Origin of the sequence: Haemophilus parainfluenzae (assembly GCF_003252795.1) — a bacterium.
GTDB lineage: Bacteria > Pseudomonadota > Gammaproteobacteria > Enterobacterales > Pasteurellaceae > Haemophilus_D > Haemophilus_D parainfluenzae_K.
The window spans coordinates 17,106-37,300 of record NZ_QEPQ01000006.1 but is presented as its reverse complement, the minus strand read 5'-3'; the positions used below and the strand labels follow the sequence as shown (position 1 = coordinate 37,300).

Genomic DNA, 20,195 nt, shown 5'->3' with positions numbered 1-20,195 from the left:
GTTCAAAACAAGGGCTTTTATCTTCCAAAAATAACGCAAAACGGGAATAAAAATGGAACAAAATCAACAATCTACCGCAGAGCAATATTCAGAACAAATTGAACAGCTTATGGAATTGGGTCGTACGCAAGGTTATTTAACCTATGCGGAGATTAATGACTTACTTCCGGAAGATGTGATCGATCCGGAATATTACGATAAGTTGTTGCAGACTTTACAGCATGATGCGGGCATTCCGGTTCTTGATGAAGTACCGGAAAGTGACGAAATGATGTTGAATGACACGATTCCGGATGAAGATGCAGTGGAAGAAGCAACACAGATTTTGTCAAATGTGGAATCTGAAATCGGCCGTACAACCGATCCTGTGCGTATGTATATGCGTGAAATGGGTACCGTTGATCTTCTAACCCGTGAAGATGAAATCAGCATTGCAAAACGTATTGAGGAAGGGATTGATGAAGTCCAAACAGCAATTGCGGCATACCCAGAAGCGTTAACTGAATTATTAGATAATTATGACCAAGTTGAAGCAGGCAATTATCGTTTGGCTGATTTAATCACAGGCTTTGTGGATCCCAATGTTCCTGAAGAGGAAACTGCAAACATTGATGAAAATTTTGCTGATGAAGATGAAAGTGCCGAATCTGCTGCAGACGTTGATGATGAGAACGATGAGGAAGATGAAAGCGATAACAGCTCAAGTTCTGATGACAGCGATTCAGATAACAGCATCGATCCTGAAGTAGCGCGTGAAAGATTTGTAGCATTAAGAGAGCAACATACTAAAACATTGGCAACCATTGCAAAACATGGTCGTAGTGGTAAACGTGCAAAAGATCAAATTGCTCAACTCGCCGATATTTTTAAACAATTTCGTTTAGTGCCAAAACAATTTGATGTACTTGTTTTATCAATGAAGAATATGATGAAACGTGTACGTGCAGAAGAGCGTCAACTACAAAAAGTATTAGTTGATATTGCAGGTATGCCAAAAGATGAATTTGAGGCGCTTATTATTGCGAATGGCAGCAGTGATGCATGGGTAGCAAAAGCATTAAAATCAACGAAAGCTTGGGCAAAACGTTTACCAAAATATGAAGAGCGTATCCGTTTATCTTTAGATAACTTAGCGAATATTGAACAGCATACTAATCTCACCATTCAACAAATGCGTGAAATTTGCGATGCGGTATCTCGTGGTGAGCAAAAAGCTCGTCGTGCGAAAAAAGAAATGGTTGAAGCTAACTTACGTTTGGTCATTTCTATTGCGAAAAAATATACCAACCGTGGTTTACAATTCTTGGATTTAATTCAAGAAGGGAATATTGGTTTGATGAAAGCGGTAGATAAATTTGAATACCGTCGTGGTTATAAATTCTCAACCTATGCAACTTGGTGGATTCGTCAGGCAATCACGCGTTCAATTGCAGACCAAGCACGTACAATTCGTATTCCGGTTCATATGATTGAAACGATTAACAAATTAAATCGTATTTCTCGTCAAATGTTACAAGAAATGGGACGTGAAGCGACGCCGGAAGAGCTTGCTGAGCGTATGGGAATGCCAGAAGATAAAATTCGTAAAGTGCTTAAAATTGCGAAAGAGCCAATTTCAATGGAAACGCCAATCGGTGATGACGATGATTCACATTTAGGTGACTTCATCGAGGATTCAACTCTTGAATTGCCATTAGATTCTGCCACTGCACAAAGCTTGAAAGTGGCAACTCATGAAGTGCTAGAAGGGTTAACCCCTCGTGAAGCGAAAGTATTACGTATGCGTTTTGGTATTGATATGAATACCGACCACACGCTTGAAGAAGTGGGTAAACAATTTGATGTAACCCGTGAGCGTATTCGTCAGATTGAAGCGAAAGCATTGCGTAAATTACGTCATCCAAGTCGTTCTGAAACCTTAAGAAGTTTCTTAGATGAGTAATTATTCATTCATGTAAAAAATAAAGGGCAGAAATATCTGCCCTTTTTATTTGATTACATTTTACTATTTACCAAAAAAAAACATTCCCTTAAAATACGCGCTTTCATCATTTAAAAAAACAAGGAACTTTATGGAAGAATCTCAAGAACTCGAAAAACTGCCCCGCGTAGTGACTGGTATATTAAAAGTGATATTAAGTTTTTCACTTATTGCTTTGGCTTTAGTGTTGATTATTGCTTTAGCTAAAATCACCTATACCTTAGCAATTATGGTGTTCAATACATCAAGCGTAGTGCCTTATGATGTTGCTGAACAAGCCGTGATGTTTTTCTTATATTTCGGTTTTATTGGCCTAATCGTGCAATATTTTAAAAGCGGTTATCACTTTCCTTTGCGTTATTTTATTTACGCGGGGATTACCGCCATGTTGCGTCTGATTATTGTGAATCATGAGAGCTCAGTTGATACTATCTTATTCGCAGGCGCGATTTTAATTATGGTTATTGCACTTTGTTTAGTGTTGTATTCCAATAAAATTAAAATTTAAAAGTGCGGTCATTTTGACCGCGGTTTTGGAATGGATTATTCCGGTACAATCCATTCCACTGTCCAACTTCCCGTGCCTTCAGGGACGAGCGTTTGGGTTAAATAAGGCAAAATAGACTTCATTTGTTGCTCTAATTGCCAAGGTGGATTAATCACAATCATTCCACTTGCGGTCATACCACGTTGATCGCTATCAGGGCGAACAGCCAATTCAATTTTCAAAATTTTACGAATTCCCGTTGCCTCTAATCCTTTAAAAATGCGTTTTGTTTGTTGGCGTAGAACCACTGGATACCAAATCGCATAAGTGCCTGTCGCAAAGCGTTTATAACCTTCTTCGATCGCTTTCACCACCAAATCATAATCCTCTTTTAATTCATAAGGCGGATCAATAAGCACTAAACCGCGACGTTCTTTTGGTGGAAGTGTCGCTTTGAGTTGTTGGAAACCATTTTCTGATTTTGTCGTGATATTCTTAAACTCTTTAAAGTTATTGCGTAATAATGGAAAATCGCTAGGGTGTAATTCTGTCAGTAATGCACGATCTTGAGGACGTAATAGTTGTGCGGCAATCATTGGAGATCCTGCGTAATAACGTAATTCTTTACCACCATAATTGAGCTTTTTAATGAGATCTACGTAGCGAGCAACCTCTTCGGGTAAATCTGTTCTTTCCCAAAGTCTCCCTATTCCCTCTTTGTATTCTCCGGTTTTTTCTGATTCGTTAGAACTTAAGCGATAACGACCAACACCAGAGTGTGTGTCGAGATAGTAGAAGCCTTTTTCTTTAAGCGAAAGATTTTCCAATATCAACATTAATACAATATGCTTTAACACATCAGCATGGTTGCCAGCGTGGAAACTGTGGCGATAACTTAACATGGTTTGTCCTTTTGACGTAAAAAAGTGCGGTCAAAATTAACCGCACTTTTAGTATTTAAATCAGGGTTAGAATAATTCTTCTGGTTGTGTTGCAGGAATTGCGTCTTTGGTTTTACCTGTTCCACCATTTAGGCGTTGTTGTAACTCTGGTGGGACATAATAACCGCGCTCTTTCATTTCCGCAATGTAAGTACGTTTAGGTTCGGTACCAACGATAAAGTATTCTTTACGTCCACCACCTTCAGAAAGTAAACCAGAGTTACTATCAATGGTTTTTTCCATGATGTTTGGTGGAAGCTCAAGTTGACGTTCAGGTACATCAGAAAGTGCAGCTTTCATATAAGCGACCCACGCCGGCATTGCGGTTTTTGCCCCCGCTTCGCCTTTACCTAATACGCGTTTGTTATCATCGAAACCAACATAGGTTGTTGTCACTAAGTTTGCACCAAACCCTGCGTACCAAGCCACTTTCGCACTATTAGTGGTACCGGTTTTACCACCGATATCACTACGTTTAATGCTTTGAGCAATACGCCAGCTGGTACCTTTCCAACTAAGCCCTTGCTCACCATAAATCGCCGTATTTAATGCACTACGAATTAAGAAGGCTAACTCACCGCTAATCACACGAGGTGCGTATTCTTGTTTTGCTGCACCGTCTTTCGCATCCGCCATTAAATCAACAGAACCGTCATTTAATGCGGATGTTTGAAGTTCTGGCAAGTCAGGTACATTCTCAGGTTGCTGATCGCCCTCACCTTCATCTGTATCGGTGTTACTATTACCTTTAGCGGATTTTAGGTTATCAGGGTTAGCCACTTCTGCGACATCTTTAAAGCCATCAATTTTATCTTTGGTTTCACCATAAATCACAGGAATGTCATTACAGGTAATACAAGCAATTTTCGGGTTCGCAATAAATAAATCTTTACCGGTATTATCTTGAATTTTTTCGATAAGATAAGGATCAATTAAGAAACCACCGTTATCAAATACCGCGTAAGCACGCGCCATTTCCAATGGCGTGAAGGATGCAGCACCTAATGCAAGCGCTTCACTGGCAAAATATTGGTCACGTTTGAATCCAAAACGTTGTAAGAAGTCCGCAGTAAAGCCAACACCTGCAGTTTGTAGTGCACGGATGGCAATCATGTTTTTAGATTGACCTAAACCTACACGTAAACGCATCGGACCGTCATAACGATCAGGTGAGTTTTTCGGTTGCCACAAAGGTTGTCCTGGTTTTTGGATAGAGATAGGACTGTCTTGCAATACGCTTGAAAGCGTTAAACCTTTTTCTAACGCAGCGGCATAGATAAATGGTTTAATTGAAGAACCGACTTGCACTAAAGATTGGGTTGCACGGTTAAATTTACTTTGTTCGTAACTAAAGCCACCCACCATGGCTTCAATTGCACCATTATCCGAGTTTAATGAAACTAATGCAGAGTTAGCTGCAGGAATTTGACCTAAAATCCATTCACCGTTATCACGTTTACGAATCCAAATCTGTTCGCCCACTTTAACGGGTGATTTACCTGCCCAACGCATTGCGTTTGAAGACAGCGTCATCGTTTCATTGTTAGCTAAAAGTAATTCCGCACCATTTTTACCCAATGCAGTTACCGCTGCAGGAATGAACGGTTCTGAATCAGGTAATTTTTTCAAGAAAGCGACAATACGCTCATTATCCCATGGGGCTTCACCTTTTTTCCAAAGCGGTGCACCGCCACGCCAGCCATGACGCATATCATAATCAATCAGGTTATTACGAACTGCTTTTTGTGCTTCCGCTTGATCTTTTGAAAGTACAGTCGTGAAGACTTTATAACCTTTGGTATAAGCATCTTCTTCACCAAAACGTTTTACCATTTCTTGACGAACCATTTCAGTCACATAGTCTGCACGGAACTCAAATTTAGCACCGTGATAGCTTGCGACGATTGGCTCTTTAATCGCTGCATCATATTCTGCTTTGGTGATTTTATTCTCATCAAGCATTCGACTTAAAACCACATTTCGACGTTCTTCCGCACGTTTTGGAGAATAGAGTGGATTCATGGTAGAAGGCGCTTTTGGTAAGCCCGCAATGACGGCCATTTCAGAAAGCGTTAATTCATCTAAGTTTTTACCAAAGTAGGTTTGTGCGGCAGCCGCGACGCCATAAGAACGATACCCTAAGAAAATTTTATTTAAATAGAGTTCTAAAATTTCTTGTTTGCTTAAGGCATTTTCAATTTCAATGGCCAATACCGCTTCGCGAGCTTTACGAATAATGGTTTTTTCTGGCGTTAAGAAGAAGTTACGCGCAAGCTGTTGCGTAATAGTACTTGCCCCTTGAGATGCTCCACCATTGTTGACGGCAACAAAAATCGCACGAGCAATACCAACAGGATCTAAGCCATGATGTTCATAAAAACGGCTATCTTCTGTTGCTAAGAAGGCATCTTGCAGGCGCTGAGGCACATTTTCTAATTTCACTGGAATACGGCGTTGTTCACCGACTTCACCGATTAATTTGCCATCAGCCGTATAGATTTGCATTGGTTGTTGCAACTCAACGGTTTTTAGGCTCTCAACCGATGGTAAGGAGGATTTTAAGTGAAAATACAGTACACCACCGGCGACTAACCCCAGTATACATATCGTAAATAGGGTACTTAATATTAATTTTGCGATCCGCATCGTAAAATTCTCTCTGGTTTAATGAATATTCAAAAAATCAAAATTATGATCTTGGCTGCTAAGTATAAAAGATTAATCCCTTAAAGAATAGGAAAGAATATGGGAATTGCTCATAGAAAGCAGCGAAAACAACAAATTGGTGTGAGTAAACAACAAGATAACCTCTATTTTGTTTGGCTAGATGAATTCCACAAAGTTCAATCTATTTGCTTGAATGGACAACAAAAGGACATTTTTTCCCAGTTATTGCCTTATTTACCACAAAAAACTAACCAATGTTGTTTTATCGGCGCCATTTCACCCCATTTAACTTGGTCTAAAACGCTTATTTTACCGCAAACACTCAATGCTCAGGAGTGTGAACAACAATGCCGTTTCATTTTGCAAAAAGAATTACCGATTCCTTTGGATGAATTATGGTTTGATTATTTGACCACGCCATTAAAACAAGGTTTTCGTTTAGATATCACGGCGATTCGACAAGAAAGTGCCAATGCAGAATTAGCAAAATATTTGCCGCTAAAATTGACCGCACTTGATTTACTGAATCACAGTATTTTACGCGCATTTTATGTCATTTTAGGGCAAGAGCCGACGAACGCCTTGTTTTTATATCAAGATCAACAAGGTTGTCTCGCCGTTTGTGAACGCTTACAACAACGACAAGTCTTGCAATCTCAACGTGATTTATCTGAGCTTTATCAACAATTTATTCAGCGTTTTCCTGAAACAATTGAACAGATTTATGTGTATCAAACGCCCGATATATTAGATTCACTCCCAATCGAATTACTGCCTCAGGATTGGCAGCGTATCGAAACAGATCTTCCTTTCATCGCTTTAGGTAATGCGCTGTGGCAAACCGATTTAAAGCTAGTAGATTTATCCTCAAAAACCCCCGTACTTTTGCCTCTAATTAATTGGGAGAGTGATGATGTTAAGCCTTAATTTATTGCCTTGGCGCGTAGAACAACATCAAAAGGCTTTTCGGCGCTTTATGTGGCAAGGTTTAATTTGGCTAGCTTGCTCAGTTTTGATTGTTGTTGGATTGAACCAACTCAATGAACAACAAGGGCAAGCCCTAAGCCAGACAAAAGAAAAACTCACACAAATTACCAATCAAGTCCATCAGAAACGCATTCAAGTTCAGCAACTACAGAGTAACCTGAAAGAAATGAATGAGCTGACAGAGATGGATACAGAATATGTGTATCGGATGCTTAACTTATTAACTGAGTTACCATTACAACAAGGTGAGTTAGATGTATTTACGCTCAATGCTAAGCAAGTTGTCCTTTCAGGCATGACGGAAAATCAACAAGAATTTGAAGCAATACATCAATTTCTTAAACGCCATTTTACCGAGGTTAATTTAACCAAGTTTCAACCAGTGCAACAACAGTTACTCTTTCAGTTTGATATTCATTTATCGGAGCCTGTGCAATGAGGAACTTTATCAATGAGATCGCTCAAAAAAGTGCACAAGGTTGGTTGGGAAAATGGTTTCGATTACCTCAAATGGTCCATGCTATCTTTTGGTTGAGCGCACTAGGTGCGGTCATCTTTTTACCTGTTTTTCGTTACATTGAAAATAGCGATGAACTGCATCGACTTGATGCAGAATTGAGTTTGCAACAACAAGAATGGGAGAAACAGGAAAAGATTTTACGAACCTTAAGACAAAAGTCAGACAGCCGACAACTTTCTCCAGAATTGGCTAATTCTGTGTTGCCGATCAATCAGCATGTTCAGGCATTGTTAAATGGGCGACTTCGAGCGTTGGATTTGCGTTGGGATTTTTCTCAACATACTTTGTTGCATTTGTCGTTACAAGGCTATTTTGTCGATTTACAGCAATTTTTGACCGCACTTTTAAACGATGTTCCTACACTTTCTTTAACGCAATTAAATATTGAGAAATTAGATGAAGAGGAAAATGCCTCTATTACATGCGAGTTAATTTTCCAACTGAATAAGGACAAGTAATGAAAAAGCTCTTTTTAATCTTGATAGCGTTTTTTTCTGTATCAGTATTTTCGAAAGATCCTTTTGATCGTAAACAAAGAGAACAAACCGAATATCCAAAAGAGGGGCTCACCCTACCGCCGGTGTCGGCTTGCGTGTATTCGGAGCCGAGACTGGCGGAGGAACGCCTATTGGCTCAGCTACATATTGTGGGCGTTGTACAATATGGTAAACAGGCAGAAGTATTATTTAATGATGATGGGCATATTCTGTCTGCTCAAGTAGGGCAGAGAATTGGAAAGGAAGGCTATTTAATTGAAAAAGTGACTAAAAATAGCGTGACGTTTCAAGCTTATAAAGCGGGGCAATGTGAACAAACAACCTCAATCATGATGAGATTCTAAAATGCTAAACCAGAAAATAAAAACAAAGTGCGGTCAGTTTTTAATGTGTTTTTTGATCCTATGGACAACTTACTCAGCGGCAGAAAATCGCGTCTTTTCACTTCGGTTAAAACAGGCGCCAATGGTAGCAACTCTCCAGCAACTTGCTCTTGAGCAAAATGCTAATTTAATGATTGATGATGAGCTAGAAGGAAAACTTTCATTGCAATTAGATAACGTAGATTTTGATCGCTTATTACGTTCCGTGGCAAAAATCAAAGGGTTCTCTTTTTATCAAGAAAATAATATTTATTATCTGGGTAAGCCTTCTCAACATGAACAATATGCAGAGAAAATGACAGAACCTATGGCGATTAGCGGAGAAAGTTTGCCTAGCGAAACACCACTGGTGAGTACAACGGTTAAACTTCATTTTGCCAAGGCCTCTGATGTGATGAAATCTTTAACAACTGGTAGTGGTTCTTTGCTTTCACCTAGCGGCACGATTACCTTTGATGACCGAAGCAATGTATTACTGATTCAGGATGATGCACGTTCTGTCAAAAATATCAAAAAGTTAATCGCAGAGTTGGATAAACCCATTGAGCAAATCGTGATTGAAGCACGTATTGTGACGATTACTGATGAAAGCCTAAAAGAATTAGGTGTGCGTTGGGGCATTTTTAATCCTACTGAGGCAGCCCATCGAGTGAGTGGCAGTTTAGATGCGAATGGATTTAGTAATATCAGTAATAATTTAAATGTGAATTTTGCGACAACCGTCACGCCAGCTGGCTCATTAGCTCTTCAAGTAGCTAAAATTAATGGTCGATTATTAGACCTAGAATTGACCGCACTTGAACGTGAAAATAACGTAGAAATTATTGCAAGCCCTCGCTTACTCACAACCAATAAGAAAAGCGCAAGCATTAAACAAGGGACAGAAATTCCTTATGTGGTGACGAATGGGAAAAATGACACCCAATCAGTGGAATTTAGAGAGGCGGTGTTGGGATTAGAAGTGACACCGCATATTTCGAAGAATAATAATATTTTATTGGATTTATTAGTGAGTCAAAATTCCCCGGGAAATCGCGTGGCTTACGGGCAAAATGAAGTGGTGTCCATTGATAAACAAGAAATTAACACGCAAGTTTTTGCCAAAGATGGGGAAACAATTGTATTGGGTGGTGTATTCCACGATACGATCACGAAAGGTGTCGATAAAGTACCATTATTGGGCGATATTCCTGGTATTAAGCGCTTATTTAGTAAGGAAAGTGAACGACATCAAAAGCGAGAACTCGTCATTTTTGTGACCCCTCATATTTTGAAACAAGGTGAAAGAATGGAGATGGCTAAGAAAGAAAAGCATTTTAAGCAAGTTGAAAAAGTGAAAAAATAAAGTGCGGTCAATTTCTCTTATGTTTTCCCATTTTTTTCAGTTTAGTTGTGTGCATTGCAAGCGATCTATTCATCTAGGTCGAAATGGATTGTGTAGTCGATGTCAGAAGCAGATTAAAACTTTCCCTTATTGTGGGCGATGTGGTTCACCCTTGCAGCATTATGCAATGGGCTGTGGACATTGTTTGAAAAATGAACCTGCTTGGGATCGCATTGTGATCATTGGGCATTACCTCGAACCGCTTTCTTCACTTATTCATCGTTTTAAATTCCAAAAACAGTTTTGGTTAGATCGGAGTTTATCTCATTTACTTTATCTTGCGGTTCGAGAGGCGAGACGAACGCATGGGCTCTCTCTGCCACAGGCGATTATTCCAGTACCGTTATATCATTTTCGACAATGGCAACGGGGCTACAACCAAGCTGATTTATTAGCTAATTGGTTAAGTCGCTGGTGTGATGTGCCTAACTGTCATCATGTGGTGAAACGGATTAAACATACCCATACTCAGCGAGGTTTAACGGCGAAAGATCGACGACATAATCTTAAAAATGCTTTTGCAGTGAATACCAAAAAGCCTTTTCCTTATGAACGCGTTGCTTTGGTGGATGATGTGATTACAACAGGTTCAACGTTGGCAGAGATAACCAAACAACTTCGAAAATTAGGTGTAAAAGAAATTCAAGTATGGGGCTTAGCTCGAGCTTAAATTCTGGTAAAGATAGGATTTACCTATATCTATAAAAATAGGAATAAATGTAGAAAAAATTGCCGTATAGGAGTATCATTCCCGATATATTGCATCAAGTATTAGGACTTTATTTATGGAACAAATTTTTATTTCAGATGCTGCACAAGCACATTTTCGGAAACTTTTAGATACACAAGAAGAAGGTACAAATATTCGTATTTTTGTCGTGAATCCTGGTACTCCTGGGGCAGAATGTGGCGTGTCTTATTGCCCGCCAAACTCAGTTGAAGCGACTGATACCGAAATGAAATACGATACTTTTTCAGCGTTTGTAGATGAAATCAGTTTGCCGTTTTTAGAAGACGCGGAAATTGATTATGTAACCGAAGAGCTTGGCGCTCAACTGACTTTAAAAGCACCTAACGCTAAAATGCGTAAAGTTGCAGATGATGCGCCTTTAATTGAGCGCGTAGAGTACGTGATCCAAACACAAATTAACCCACAATTAGCCAGCCATGGCGGTAAAATCACATTAATTGAAATTACCGATGACGGTTATGCGGTTCTACAATTCGGTGGTGGCTGTAACGGTTGTTCAATGGTTGATGTCACCTTAAAAGACGGGGTAGAGAAACAGTTAGTTTCGCTCTTCCCAAATGAATTAAAAGGTGCACGAGACGTAACAGAACACCAACGTGGTGAACATTCTTATTATTAAGAATCGAATACGAAAAAGGGCGAATCATTCGCTCTTTTATTTTTTAAGCAGCAGATAATTTCTGTAACAACCGATCCATCGCTCGATATCCTAGCGCTTCTGCTAAATGAGGTTGTTGTATCTCTTTTTCGCCATTCAAATCGGCAATTGTACGTGAGACTTTTAAAATCCGATGATAGGCTCTCACCGAAAGTCCTAGCTTATTCAGTGCATTCTCAAGGAATAATGCATCTTTATCTTGTAATTTACAGTCTCGTTCAATTTCTTTGCTTGAAAGATACGCATTGATTTTACCGGCTCGAGCAAGTTGAATTTCTCTCACTTTTAACACTTTTTCTCGTACTTGTTGGCTGGTTTCGCCTCTATCCCCCGTATTCTGTAAGCTACCTTGTGGCAGAAGAGGGACTTCAATAGATAAATCAAAACGATCTAAAAATGGCCCTGAAAGGCGATTTAAATAACGCATTACTTGTTGTGGTGAGGTGCGGTTATGTGTTCCGGTATAATGTCCGGTTGGACTTGGATTCATTGCCGCAACGAGTTGAAAGCGAGCGGGGAACTGTATTTTTGCATTGGCACGTGAAATAATAATTTCTCCACTTTCTAATGGCTGGCGAAGTGCATCAAGCACTTTACGCTCAAACTCAGGCAATTCATCAAGAAAAAGTACGCCGTTATGTGCGAGCGATATTTCGCCTGGTTTGGGAATGGTTCCTCCACCCACTAAGGCTGGTAATGAGGCACTATGATGTGGTGCTCGGAATGGTCGTTGTTTCCAGTTATGAAAATTTAATTCATTTTGTACTAAGCTCGTAATTGAAGCCGTTTCAATCGCTTCTAAATCGGTCATTTCAGGGAGCAATGCTGTGAGACGACTTGCCAACATGGTTTTACCCGTCCCCGGTGGCCCTAAAAAGAGTAGGTTGTGTTGGCCTGCAGCAGCTATTGTTAGGGCTCGTTTAGCATGTTGCTGACCAATAATATCGGTCAAATCCAAGTGATTTTTAGTTGAAAATCCGATCGCACTTTCTTGTGCAAGTAATGAAGCTAAAGGTAATTTTTCTTGATTATTTAAGAATTGCACGACTTCTAGCAGATTTTTAGCGAAATAAGTCTCTTGCTCTGAGACAAGCGATGCTTCATTGGCATTTTGATAAGCGATAATGGGGGCACGTTTGGCTTTTTGTGCCGCTAAAATGGCAGGAATGACACCGTGTACGCCACGTAATTCCCCCGTCAAGGCGAGCTCGCCAACGAATTCAAATTGTTTTAAACGGCTACCGTCTAATTGATCTGATGCAGCCAAGATACCTATCGCAATGGGTAAATCAAATCGTCCCCCTTCTTTGGGTAAATCAGCCGGTGCAAGATTTACGGTGATGCGTTTGGCAGGATATTTGAACTGCGCATTCATTAATGCACTTCTGACACGATCTTGCGCTTCTTTTACGGTTTTTTCGGGGAGGCCTACTAAGGTAAATCCAGGCTTTCCGTTACTTAAGTGTACCTCAATAGTAACAAGAGGGGCTTGTACGCCCATTGAGGCTCGGCTGTAAACAATAGCAAGAGACATTCAGATTCCTTAAAGTGCGGTCGAAAATAATCAGATTTTCGCACTATAAAAAAAGCACAGAATGAAATCATACATCCTATGCTTTTTTTGCGATCTTGATCGCAGAAATTACTTTTTCTTTATCAAAAATTACGAAAAAAGTGGTGCAAACCAACTATCTAGTTTGGCCGCTAATTTATCAATGCCAATTTTATTTTGTGCAGAAAAGGCTTCGACTTGAATATCACCTTGGAAGGGTAAAATCGCTTCACGTACCATTTTGACTTGTTTGCTACGTGCACTTTGGCTGAGTTTATCCGCTTTAGTTAAAAGTAACATAACGGGTAAATCAGCAGAAACTGCCCATTCGATCATTTGTTGATCGAGATCTTTCAATGGGTGACGAATATCCATTAAAACCACAAGTCCGCCTAAACATTCGCGTTTTTGCAAATATTCCCCGAGGGATTTTTGCCATTCAATTTTCATTTTCTCAGGAACGGCAGCATAGCCATAGCCAGGTAAATCCACTAGTTTACAATTCGGCTCCACCTCAAAAAGATTGATGAGCTGTGTTCGACCTGGTGTTTTAGAGGTTCGAGCTAAGCTTTTTTGATTGGTTAATGCATTAAGTGCGGTTGATTTTCCGGCATTTGAGCGTCCAGCAAAAGCAATTTCAATTCCTGTATCTTCTGGAATGGAGCGAATATTGGGAGCACTCGTAAGAAAATGTGCTTTATGATAATTCAGTTTAATTTCAGACATAATGGTTCCTTTCATCAATTGACCCTAGCATATCACAAATAGAAAAATTGCTGAAATTATGAGAGAATGCACACTTTAAATCTTTTAATTATACCAATACCTATGGAATCTCAAGAAAATCAATATCACTGGCCAAAAGCGGAAGCCGTTTATCCCGATAGACCAGGGCGTTCTTATGCGCTTAAGCGCCTACGTTATCGTCTTCGTTCTTTTTTACATCGAGGATCAATTGCTCATTTTGAGCAATTTATTAATCAGCATCCTTTTCTTGTCACATTATTAAATGAGCATGCAGATTATAGCTATCCATTAGTTTATCGTTTTTTAGATAAACGTTTTAATAGCAAACAACGTTTCGAAGCTATTTGTGACAATCTACTTTTTTTACCTGAAAAATTGACCGCCCTTTCAGAACCCATTTATAAAACGCCATTAAGTTTTGGTGAAGTGATTCCTGATTTTGAAATGACATTGTCGATGACCACGCACCAACCGATGGAAGGCTATTGGGTATTGGAATTATGGCATAAACCACGTAATGAATTAGTGTATTTGCTTACTTTTGCCAAACTTGGTGAGGCATTACTTATTTCTGTGGTGCAGGGACCCAATTTTGAAGGTTCTAAAGAGATGGTGAAGCAACTCACAAAAACGTGTCATGGTTTACGCCCTGCTTATTTGATGGTGGAAACAATGAAAGCATTGACGAAAGCATTAGGTTTCAAAACATTATTAGGTATTCCACAAAAATATCAAAATAAATCGCGTTTTATTCAAAGTTCACATTATGTTGTAGATTATGATGCGATTTTTGCTGAATCAGGTGGACAGTTGAAAGACTATTGGGAATTACCTTTAGAGATCGATAGAAATCTTGATGAGGTACCGAGTAAGAAACGTTCTATGTATCGCAAACGCTATGCGATGCTAGATGATTTAGCTAAAGTAATCGAAGATAAGTTAGGACTGTAAAAGTAAAAAGTGCGGTGAATATTGACCGCACTTTTTGTTTTATAAGACTTTCAAACAAGCCACAAAATGGCTGTTGTTTTGGCTGGTGAAAGGTGGTTTTTGTTTCGCGCAATTTTCATCAGCTTTTAGGCAGCGGGTACGGAACACGCAACCAGACGGCGGATTAATTGGCGAAGGCAACTCGCCTTCAAGCAATTCAATGGATTTATTGCGTTCCAATTTCGGATCGGGAATCGGAACAGCAGACATTAAGGCTTTGGTATAAGGATGTTTAGTGTTGTTATACACTTCCTCATCGCTGCCTAATTCCATGGCATTGCCTAAATACATCACCAATACGCGGTCAGAAATATGTTTTACCACCGCTAAATCATGGGCGATGAAAATTAGGGAAAGCCCCATTTCTTTTTGCAGGGATTTCAATAAATTTACCACTTGAGCCTGAATCGACACATCTAACGCAGAAACGGGCTCATCACAAATGATCATTTTAGGCTCAATGATTAACGCACGAGCGATACCGATACGCTGACATTGACCACCAGAAAATTCATGAGGATAGCGGTTAATCAAGTTTGGTAAAAGCCCGACTTTTAACATCATCGCTTGTACTTTTTCTTTCACTTCAGCGGCACTTAAGTGCGGTTGGTAGATCTTTAATGGTTCGGCAATGATTTCGCCAATGTTCATTCGCGGGTTGAGAGAAGCGAGTGGATCTTGGAAAATCATTTGGATATCTTTGCGAGTATCTTTCCATTGTTTAGCTGATTGTTTTCGTAAATTTTTACCAAGCCACAAGATCTCTCCTTCACTCGCTTCGACTAAGCCGATGATGGCACGTGCAAGCGTGGATTTACCACAACCCGATTCACCTACTACACCTAGGGTTTCACCTTCATAAAGCTTAAAGGATACATCCTTTACCGCTTTTAAGGTTTGCGGTTTGGCGAAGAAAAGGGATTTATCATTTTTAATTTTAAAACTAACGCCTAAGTGATTGACTTCAAGGAGTAATTCTTTGTTATTTGAAACTGTCATAGAGTAAATTTCTCCACGGGTAACCAACAATTGCGTAATTGACCTTCATTAAATGCGGTCAGTTTTGGCGCAGTTTGGCATTGTTCTGTTGCAAATTGGCAACGGGGCGAGAATGGGCAACCTTTTGGCAAATGTAATAAATTCGGCGGATTGCCTGGAATGGTGACCAAGTGTTCTTCATTGCCATCTAAGCGAGGAATCGCATCCATTAAGCCAATAGAATAAGGATGAGTTGGATGATAGAAAATTTGCTCTGCTGTGCCGTATTCCATGGTTCGTCCGGCATACATTACCATCACTTGATCGCAGATACCTGCCACGACACCAAGATCATGGGTAATCATAATAATCGCAGTATTAAACTCACGTTTTAACTCATTTAACAAAGTCATGATTTGCGCTTGAACGGTTACATCCAAAGCGGTTGTTGGTTCATCGGCAATAAGTAGTTTTGGACGACATAATAAGGCCATCGCAATCATCACCCGTTGACGCATACCACCTGAAAACTCGTGTGGATACATGCCCATGCGTTTTTTAGCTTCCGGCATTTTGACCGCATCCAACATTTTCACGGATTCAGCAAAGGCAGTTTGTTTATCATAACCTTTGTGCAATTGCAGGACTTCCATGAGTTGTTCACCGATTTTCATGTAAGGGTTGAGAGAGGTCATCGGGTCTTGGAAAATCATGGAAATTTGCTCGGCTCGGATTTTATTCAATTCAGCCTTCGGTAAATTAACCAATTCTTTACCTTCAAAGATGGCGGAACCTTCCACTGTACCATTGGCCGCCAATAAGCCCATTAAAGCAAAGGCAGTTTGTGATTTGCCTGAACCACTTTCACCCACGATGCCGAGCGTGCTTCCCGCATTAAGCGTGAAGTTTAAATCATTCACCGCAGTGACGGTACCATCGGGTGTTTTGAAGCGAACGTAGAGATTTTTTACATCTAATAAAGGATTCATGATTCGCTCCTATCTATCTTTCGGATCGAGTGCATCACGCAACCCGTCACCGATAAAGTTAAAACAAAATAGGGTAAGGCAAAGGAAAAATGCTGGGAAAATTAATAACCAAGGCGACACTTCCATTTGCGCTGCACCATCACTTAATAGCGCGCCCCAACTACTCATTGGCTCTTGTGTTCCTAAGCCTAAGAAACTTAAGAATGATTCGAATAGAATGAGTCCTGGTACTTCAAGTGAAGCATAAACGGCTACTAAGCCCAATACATTTGGAATAATGTGTTTGAAAATGATTTGGCGACGTGGCACGCCACAAACGATGGCGGCCTCGACGAATTCTTTATTTTTCAAACTAAGGGTTTGACCACGTACGATACGAGCAAGACCAAGCCAAGCAATCGCCCCGATAGCGATAAAAATTAAGAAAATGTTTTGGCCAAAAAGGGTTACTAATAAAATGACGAAGAACATAAATGGAAATGAGCTAAGAATTTCCAAAAAGCGCATCATCAACATATCCGTTTTACCGCCTACATAGCCAGAAATCGCACCATAAATTGTGCCGATAGTGACGGAAATAAAAGCCCCTGCGATTCCGACCAATAATGAAATACGTCCACCAATAGCGGTACGTACCAGTAAGTCTCGACCAGAAGCATCCGTACCGAAGAAGTGATAACCTTCCATTGTTGGTGGGGAGCTCATCATATTCCAATCGGTATCTTCATAGGTAAAGGGGAAGAACCAAGGTGCTACGGTAATAAATACAATAATAAACGCTAAAATAATCAGACTGGCAACGGCAGCTTTGTTACGGAAAAAACGGCGTTTCGCATCTTGCCATAGGCTGCGGCCTTCCAGTTGCATTTCTTCAATACGGTCGGCCACTTGTTCCACAAAATCCGCATTTTTCTGATTAATCGGCTGAGTACGATAATCTGTCATAATTTATCCTTAATAACGAATTTTTGGATCGATGATGGCGTATAAAATATCCACAATCGCATTAAATAAAATGGTTAATGTGCCCACTAAAATAGTGAGACTCAAAACTAAAGAATAATCACGGTTTAATGCACCGTTTACAAATAATAACCCCATGCCAGGTAAACCAAATACGCTTTCGATCACCATTGAGCCGGTAATAATCCCCACAAAAGCAGGGCCTAAATAGGTAATCACAGGTAAAAGAGCCGGACGTAAAGCATGTTTTAAAATGATTCTTGAGGTTGAGAGCCCTTTGGCTTTGGCAGTACGAATAAAGTTGGAATGCAACACTTCAATCATGGAACCACGCATGATACGTGCAATCCCAGCAACATAAGCAATGGTTAAAGAGGCTACAGGTAAAATAATGTACATTGCTGAACCGCCATTCCAACCGCCTGCAGGTAACCAACCCAAATAAATGGCAAAAATCAGCACTAAGACTGGTGCGAAGACGAAGCTTGGCATAATGACGCCAAGCATTGAGAAACTCATCAAAATATAATCCCAACGGCTATTTTGATTGAGCGCGGCAAGCGTACCAGCTGTGACACCTAATACCACTGCAAAGGCGAAGGCGACCATCCCTAATTTTAAGGAAACAGGGAAGGCTGATGCGATTAAATCATTGACCGATTGATCTTTATATTTAAAAGAGGGACCAAAATCGCCTTTGGAAAGATTTTCCAAATAAAGGAAATATTGTTTATGTAATGGTTCATTTAAATGATACTTCGCTTCGATATTTGCCATGACTTCTGGTGGATAAGCACGTTCCGATGTGAACGGGCTACCAGGGGCGAGACGCATCAGAAAGAAGGAAAAAGTAATCAAAATAAACAGCGTTGGTAAGGCTTCCAACAGCCGTTTAAAAATAAATTTGAGCATAATAACTCCAACCAAAATGGGCGAAAAGTGCGGTCAAAAAACACGATAATTTTTAACCGCACTTAAATACGAGCAACGAATTAATGTTTAATAATATAAAGGTTGCGTAAGTAAATGTGATCTTGTGGATCTTTGCCTGAATAGCCTTTTACATAAGGTTTCACTAAGCGTGGATTCACATAGTTAAAGATTGGCACGATACCGAAATCTTTTGCAAGAATTTCTTCGGCTTTTGCGTAGGCTTTTGCACGTCCTTCCGCATCGGTTGCAACATAAGATTCAGCAATGGCTTTATCGTATTCTGGGTTCGCATATTTCGCGGTATTGTTACTCGAATTAGATAAGAAATAGTTGCCGAATGTTGTGGCTTGGTTGTAATCCGCATTCCATCCTGCACGTGCTGCATCGTAACGGCCTGCACGACGGCTATCAAGGTAGGTTTTCCACTCTTGGTTTTCTAATTTCACATCAATTAAACCTTTGGTGTTCGCTTTCCACATAGATGCTGCAGCAATGGCCACTTTTTTGTGGTTTTCATTGGTGTTGTAAAGAATGCTGAATTTCAACGGATTTGCTTTGCTGTAACCCGCTTCTTCTAAGAGTTTAATGGCTTCTTCATTACGTTGTGCCATTGGTTCTTTTGAATAAGCAGGTTGTTGAATGAGTTGACCTTCTTCGATGTAAGTCGGCGTAAATACATAGGTTGGTGTTTGACCTTGACCTAAAACTTTATCGGTGATCACATTACGGTCAAGGGATAAGTTCAAGGCTTTACGAACATTCACGTTATCAAAAGGTGCTTTCTTGTTGTTTAACTCATAAGAATAGGTTGCAAGCGTACGTGTCGTGAATACTTCACCAGGCAATTCTTTTTGTAATTTAGCAAACTGTTCTGGTGGTAAGGCATAGTTCGTCATATCTAAATCGCCTGCACGATAACGCGCCACATCAGTACTTGGGTTTTCAATCGCAAGGAATGTTGCACTGTTAATGACAGTCTCTTTATCGTTCCAGTAGAGTGGGTTACGTTCAAATTCGATTTTTTCATTAATAATGTGGTTCGCCAGTTTATAGGCACCATTACCCACGTAATTTTCTTTTTTCACCCATGCATCCCCAAATTTTTCGACCACTTTTTGCGGTAATGGCAATAAGGATTGGTGAGTCGTTAAACTGACTGCGTAAGGCACAGGATTGGTTGCATGAACCACAAAGGTGTAATCATCTTTTGCTTCAACACCTAATTCAGCCGGTTTTTTCTTACCATCAATGATGTCTTGTGCATTTTCTACTTGTAAATAACTTAAGTAACTTGCGTAAGGTGCGGCTGTTGCAGGATCCACTAAACGGCGCCAAGCGAACACGAAATCGTGCGCGGTAACAGGATCACCATTTGACCATTTGGCATCTTTACGTAAATGGAATGTCCACGTTTTGAAATCCGGCGTGTTTTCCCAGCTTTCAGCCACACCCGGTTGAAGTTTACCTTCGGAGTCTGAGGTAACGAGGCCTTCAAGTAATTGATAAGCAACGGTAGATTCAGGTATACCTTCAGTTTTTTGTGGGTCAAAACTTTGTGGTTCAGCCCCGTTATTGATCACGATATGTTGTTTTTCATCTAATTGCGTTCCCTCAGGTACTATAACGGCTTGCGCAGAATAGGAAAGAGCAAGAGCAATTGCAGAGAAAAGTAGTTTGTGTTGCATTTGAGCCTCCTTGTCATTAGGCGATATTTTTATAAAGAGTCCTTCTCTTATTAGCTCAAAAATTCATGTTTGTAAAGATTTGTAAGGTGATTATTTAAAGAA

At 40.1% G+C, this 20,195-nt stretch carries 18 protein-coding genes and 2 pseudogenes; 10 read left to right on the top strand and 10 right to left on the bottom strand.

Features of this window, described 5'->3' with window-relative positions:
• The first annotated feature begins 52 nt into the window (after window positions 1-52).
• The gene (rpoD, locus tag DPV81_RS08920; protein ID WP_111387983.1) at window positions 53-1,942 is read left to right on the top strand and encodes an RNA polymerase sigma factor RpoD; all 1,890 of its coding nucleotides are present in this window, start codon (window positions 53-55) and stop codon (window positions 1,940-1,942) included.
• A gap of 130 nt (window positions 1,943-2,072) precedes the next feature.
• Window positions 2,073-2,489, top strand: a complete 417-nt coding sequence (psiE, locus tag DPV81_RS08915; RefSeq protein ID WP_111387981.1) for a phosphate-starvation-inducible protein PsiE — start codon at window positions 2,073-2,075, stop codon at window positions 2,487-2,489.
• 35 nt (window positions 2,490-2,524) lie between these two features.
• Here the strand turns inward: psiE and DPV81_RS08910 are convergent, their stop codons facing one another.
• The 3 genes and pseudogenes from DPV81_RS08910 to DPV81_RS08905 all read right to left on the bottom strand — a co-directional run.
• Entirely contained in the window at window positions 2,525-3,370 is an 846-nt protein-coding gene (locus tag DPV81_RS08910; RefSeq protein WP_111387979.1) for a 23S rRNA (adenine(2030)-N(6))-methyltransferase RlmJ, read from the bottom strand.
• 66 nt (window positions 3,371-3,436) lie between these two features.
• Window positions 3,437-4,129, bottom strand: a pseudogene (locus DPV81_RS09560) (penicillin-binding protein 1A); the annotation flags it as partial.
• A gap of 75 nt (window positions 4,130-4,204) precedes the next feature.
• Window positions 4,205-6,055: pseudogene (locus DPV81_RS08905) on the bottom strand (penicillin-binding protein 1A); the annotation flags it as partial.
• Between the two features lie 99 nt (window positions 6,056-6,154).
• Here DPV81_RS08905 and DPV81_RS08900 point away from each other — a divergent pair.
• From DPV81_RS08900 to nfuA, 7 genes are all read left to right on the top strand, one after another.
• On the top strand, window positions 6,155-7,003 hold the full coding sequence (locus DPV81_RS08900; protein WP_111387975.1) for a competence protein ComA: 849 nt from the start codon (window positions 6,155-6,157) through the stop codon (window positions 7,001-7,003).
• The gene (locus DPV81_RS08895) at window positions 6,987-7,502 is read left to right on the top strand and encodes a PilN domain-containing protein (protein ID WP_232088003.1); all 516 of its coding nucleotides are present in this window, start codon (window positions 6,987-6,989) and stop codon (window positions 7,500-7,502) included. The genes DPV81_RS08900 and DPV81_RS08895 overlap by 17 nt, the downstream gene beginning before the upstream one ends.
• Window positions 7,499-8,041, top strand: coding sequence for a competence protein ComC (locus DPV81_RS08890; protein ID WP_111387971.1), 543 nt, complete (start codon window positions 7,499-7,501; stop codon window positions 8,039-8,041). The genes DPV81_RS08895 and DPV81_RS08890 overlap by 4 nt, the downstream gene beginning before the upstream one ends.
• Window positions 8,041-8,424, top strand: coding sequence for a pilus assembly protein PilP (locus tag DPV81_RS08885; protein ID WP_111387969.1), 384 nt, complete (start codon window positions 8,041-8,043; stop codon window positions 8,422-8,424). The genes DPV81_RS08890 and DPV81_RS08885 overlap by 1 nt, the downstream gene beginning before the upstream one ends.
• Window position 8,425: 1 nt before the next feature.
• Entirely contained in the window at window positions 8,426-9,808 is a 1,383-nt protein-coding gene (gene pilQ, locus DPV81_RS08880; RefSeq protein WP_111387967.1) for a type IV pilus secretin PilQ, read from the top strand.
• Window positions 9,809-9,827: 19 nt separating this feature from the next.
• Window positions 9,828-10,517 (top strand): ComF family protein, encoded by a 690-nt coding sequence (locus DPV81_RS08875; protein WP_111387965.1) that lies wholly within the window; start codon window positions 9,828-9,830, stop codon window positions 10,515-10,517.
• Window positions 10,518-10,632: 115 nt separating this feature from the next.
• On the top strand, window positions 10,633-11,217 hold the full coding sequence (nfuA, locus tag DPV81_RS08870; protein ID WP_005694707.1) for a Fe-S biogenesis protein NfuA: 585 nt from the start codon (window positions 10,633-10,635) through the stop codon (window positions 11,215-11,217).
• Window positions 11,218-11,260: 43 nt separating this feature from the next.
• Here the strand turns inward: nfuA and DPV81_RS08865 are convergent, their stop codons facing one another.
• Both DPV81_RS08865 and yihA read right to left on the bottom strand, forming a co-directional pair.
• The gene (locus DPV81_RS08865) at window positions 11,261-12,790 is read right to left on the bottom strand and encodes a YifB family Mg chelatase-like AAA ATPase (protein ID WP_111387963.1); all 1,530 of its coding nucleotides are present in this window, start codon (window positions 12,788-12,790) and stop codon (window positions 11,261-11,263) included.
• A gap of 129 nt (window positions 12,791-12,919) precedes the next feature.
• The gene (yihA, locus tag DPV81_RS08860) at window positions 12,920-13,534 is read right to left on the bottom strand and encodes a ribosome biogenesis GTP-binding protein YihA/YsxC (RefSeq protein ID WP_111387961.1); all 615 of its coding nucleotides are present in this window, start codon (window positions 13,532-13,534) and stop codon (window positions 12,920-12,922) included.
• A gap of 102 nt (window positions 13,535-13,636) precedes the next feature.
• Between yihA and DPV81_RS08855 the strand changes: the two genes are divergently transcribed.
• Window positions 13,637-14,506, top strand: coding sequence for a VirK/YbjX family protein (locus tag DPV81_RS08855; RefSeq protein WP_111387959.1), 870 nt, complete (start codon window positions 13,637-13,639; stop codon window positions 14,504-14,506).
• A 39-nt stretch (window positions 14,507-14,545) separates the two neighbouring features.
• Here the strand turns inward: DPV81_RS08855 and oppF are convergent, their stop codons facing one another.
• The 5 genes from oppF to DPV81_RS08830 all read right to left on the bottom strand — a co-directional run bounded on the left by oppF (window position 14,546) and on the right by DPV81_RS08830 (window position 20,093).
• Window positions 14,546-15,544 (bottom strand): murein tripeptide/oligopeptide ABC transporter ATP binding protein OppF, encoded by a 999-nt coding sequence (gene oppF, locus DPV81_RS08850; protein ID WP_005700062.1) that lies wholly within the window; start codon window positions 15,542-15,544, stop codon window positions 14,546-14,548.
• The gene (locus tag DPV81_RS08845) at window positions 15,541-16,512 is read right to left on the bottom strand and encodes an ABC transporter ATP-binding protein (protein ID WP_070868468.1); all 972 of its coding nucleotides are present in this window, start codon (window positions 16,510-16,512) and stop codon (window positions 15,541-15,543) included. The genes oppF and DPV81_RS08845 overlap by 4 nt, the downstream gene beginning before the upstream one ends.
• Window positions 16,513-16,521: 9 nt before the next feature.
• Complete coding sequence (gene oppC, locus DPV81_RS08840) at window positions 16,522-17,457, bottom strand: oligopeptide ABC transporter permease OppC (protein ID WP_005700072.1); 936 nt, start codon at window positions 17,455-17,457, stop codon at window positions 16,522-16,524.
• Window positions 17,458-17,466: 9 nt separating this feature from the next.
• Window positions 17,467-18,387 (bottom strand): oligopeptide ABC transporter permease OppB, encoded by a 921-nt coding sequence (gene oppB, locus DPV81_RS08835; RefSeq protein WP_005700169.1) that lies wholly within the window; start codon window positions 18,385-18,387, stop codon window positions 17,467-17,469.
• A gap of 80 nt (window positions 18,388-18,467) precedes the next feature.
• Window positions 18,468-20,093 carry an ABC transporter substrate-binding protein gene (locus tag DPV81_RS08830; RefSeq protein ID WP_111387957.1) on the bottom strand — a complete coding sequence of 542 codons (1,626 nt, stop codon included), beginning with the start codon at window positions 20,091-20,093 and terminating at the stop codon, window positions 18,468-18,470.
• Between the last annotated feature and the right edge of the window lie 102 nt (window positions 20,094-20,195).

Coding starts and splice junctions, on each gene's coding strand:
- rpoD (WP_111387983.1), top strand. CDS start 53: ATGGAACAAAATCAACAATCTACCGCAGAGCAATATTCAGAACAAATT.
- psiE (WP_111387981.1), top strand. CDS start 2,073: ATGGAAGAATCTCAAGAACTCGAAAAACTGCCCCGCGTAGTGACTGGT.
- DPV81_RS08910 (WP_111387979.1), bottom strand. CDS start 3,370: ATGTTAAGTTATCGCCACAGTTTCCACGCTGGCAACCATGCTGATGTG.
- DPV81_RS08900 (WP_111387975.1), top strand. CDS start 6,155: ATGGGAATTGCTCATAGAAAGCAGCGAAAACAACAAATTGGTGTGAGT.
- DPV81_RS08895 (WP_232088003.1), top strand. CDS start 6,987: ATGATGTTAAGCCTTAATTTATTGCCTTGGCGCGTAGAACAACATCAA.
- DPV81_RS08890 (WP_111387971.1), top strand. CDS start 7,499: ATGAGGAACTTTATCAATGAGATCGCTCAAAAAAGTGCACAAGGTTGG.
- DPV81_RS08885 (WP_111387969.1), top strand. CDS start 8,041: ATGAAAAAGCTCTTTTTAATCTTGATAGCGTTTTTTTCTGTATCAGTA.
- pilQ (WP_111387967.1), top strand. CDS start 8,426: ATGCTAAACCAGAAAATAAAAACAAAGTGCGGTCAGTTTTTAATGTGT.
- DPV81_RS08875 (WP_111387965.1), top strand. CDS start 9,828: ATGTTTTCCCATTTTTTTCAGTTTAGTTGTGTGCATTGCAAGCGATCT.
- nfuA (WP_005694707.1), top strand. CDS start 10,633: ATGGAACAAATTTTTATTTCAGATGCTGCACAAGCACATTTTCGGAAA.
- DPV81_RS08865 (WP_111387963.1), bottom strand. CDS start 12,790: ATGTCTCTTGCTATTGTTTACAGCCGAGCCTCAATGGGCGTACAAGCC.
- yihA (WP_111387961.1), bottom strand. CDS start 13,534: ATGTCTGAAATTAAACTGAATTATCATAAAGCACATTTTCTTACGAGT.
- DPV81_RS08855 (WP_111387959.1), top strand. CDS start 13,637: ATGGAATCTCAAGAAAATCAATATCACTGGCCAAAAGCGGAAGCCGTT.
- oppF (WP_005700062.1), bottom strand. CDS start 15,544: ATGACAGTTTCAAATAACAAAGAATTACTCCTTGAAGTCAATCACTTA.
- DPV81_RS08845 (WP_070868468.1), bottom strand. CDS start 16,512: ATGAATCCTTTATTAGATGTAAAAAATCTCTACGTTCGCTTCAAAACA.
- oppC (WP_005700072.1), bottom strand. CDS start 17,457: ATGACAGATTATCGTACTCAGCCGATTAATCAGAAAAATGCGGATTTT.
- oppB (WP_005700169.1), bottom strand. CDS start 18,387: ATGCTCAAATTTATTTTTAAACGGCTGTTGGAAGCCTTACCAACGCTG.
- DPV81_RS08830 (WP_111387957.1), bottom strand. CDS start 20,093: ATGCAACACAAACTACTTTTCTCTGCAATTGCTCTTGCTCTTTCCTAT.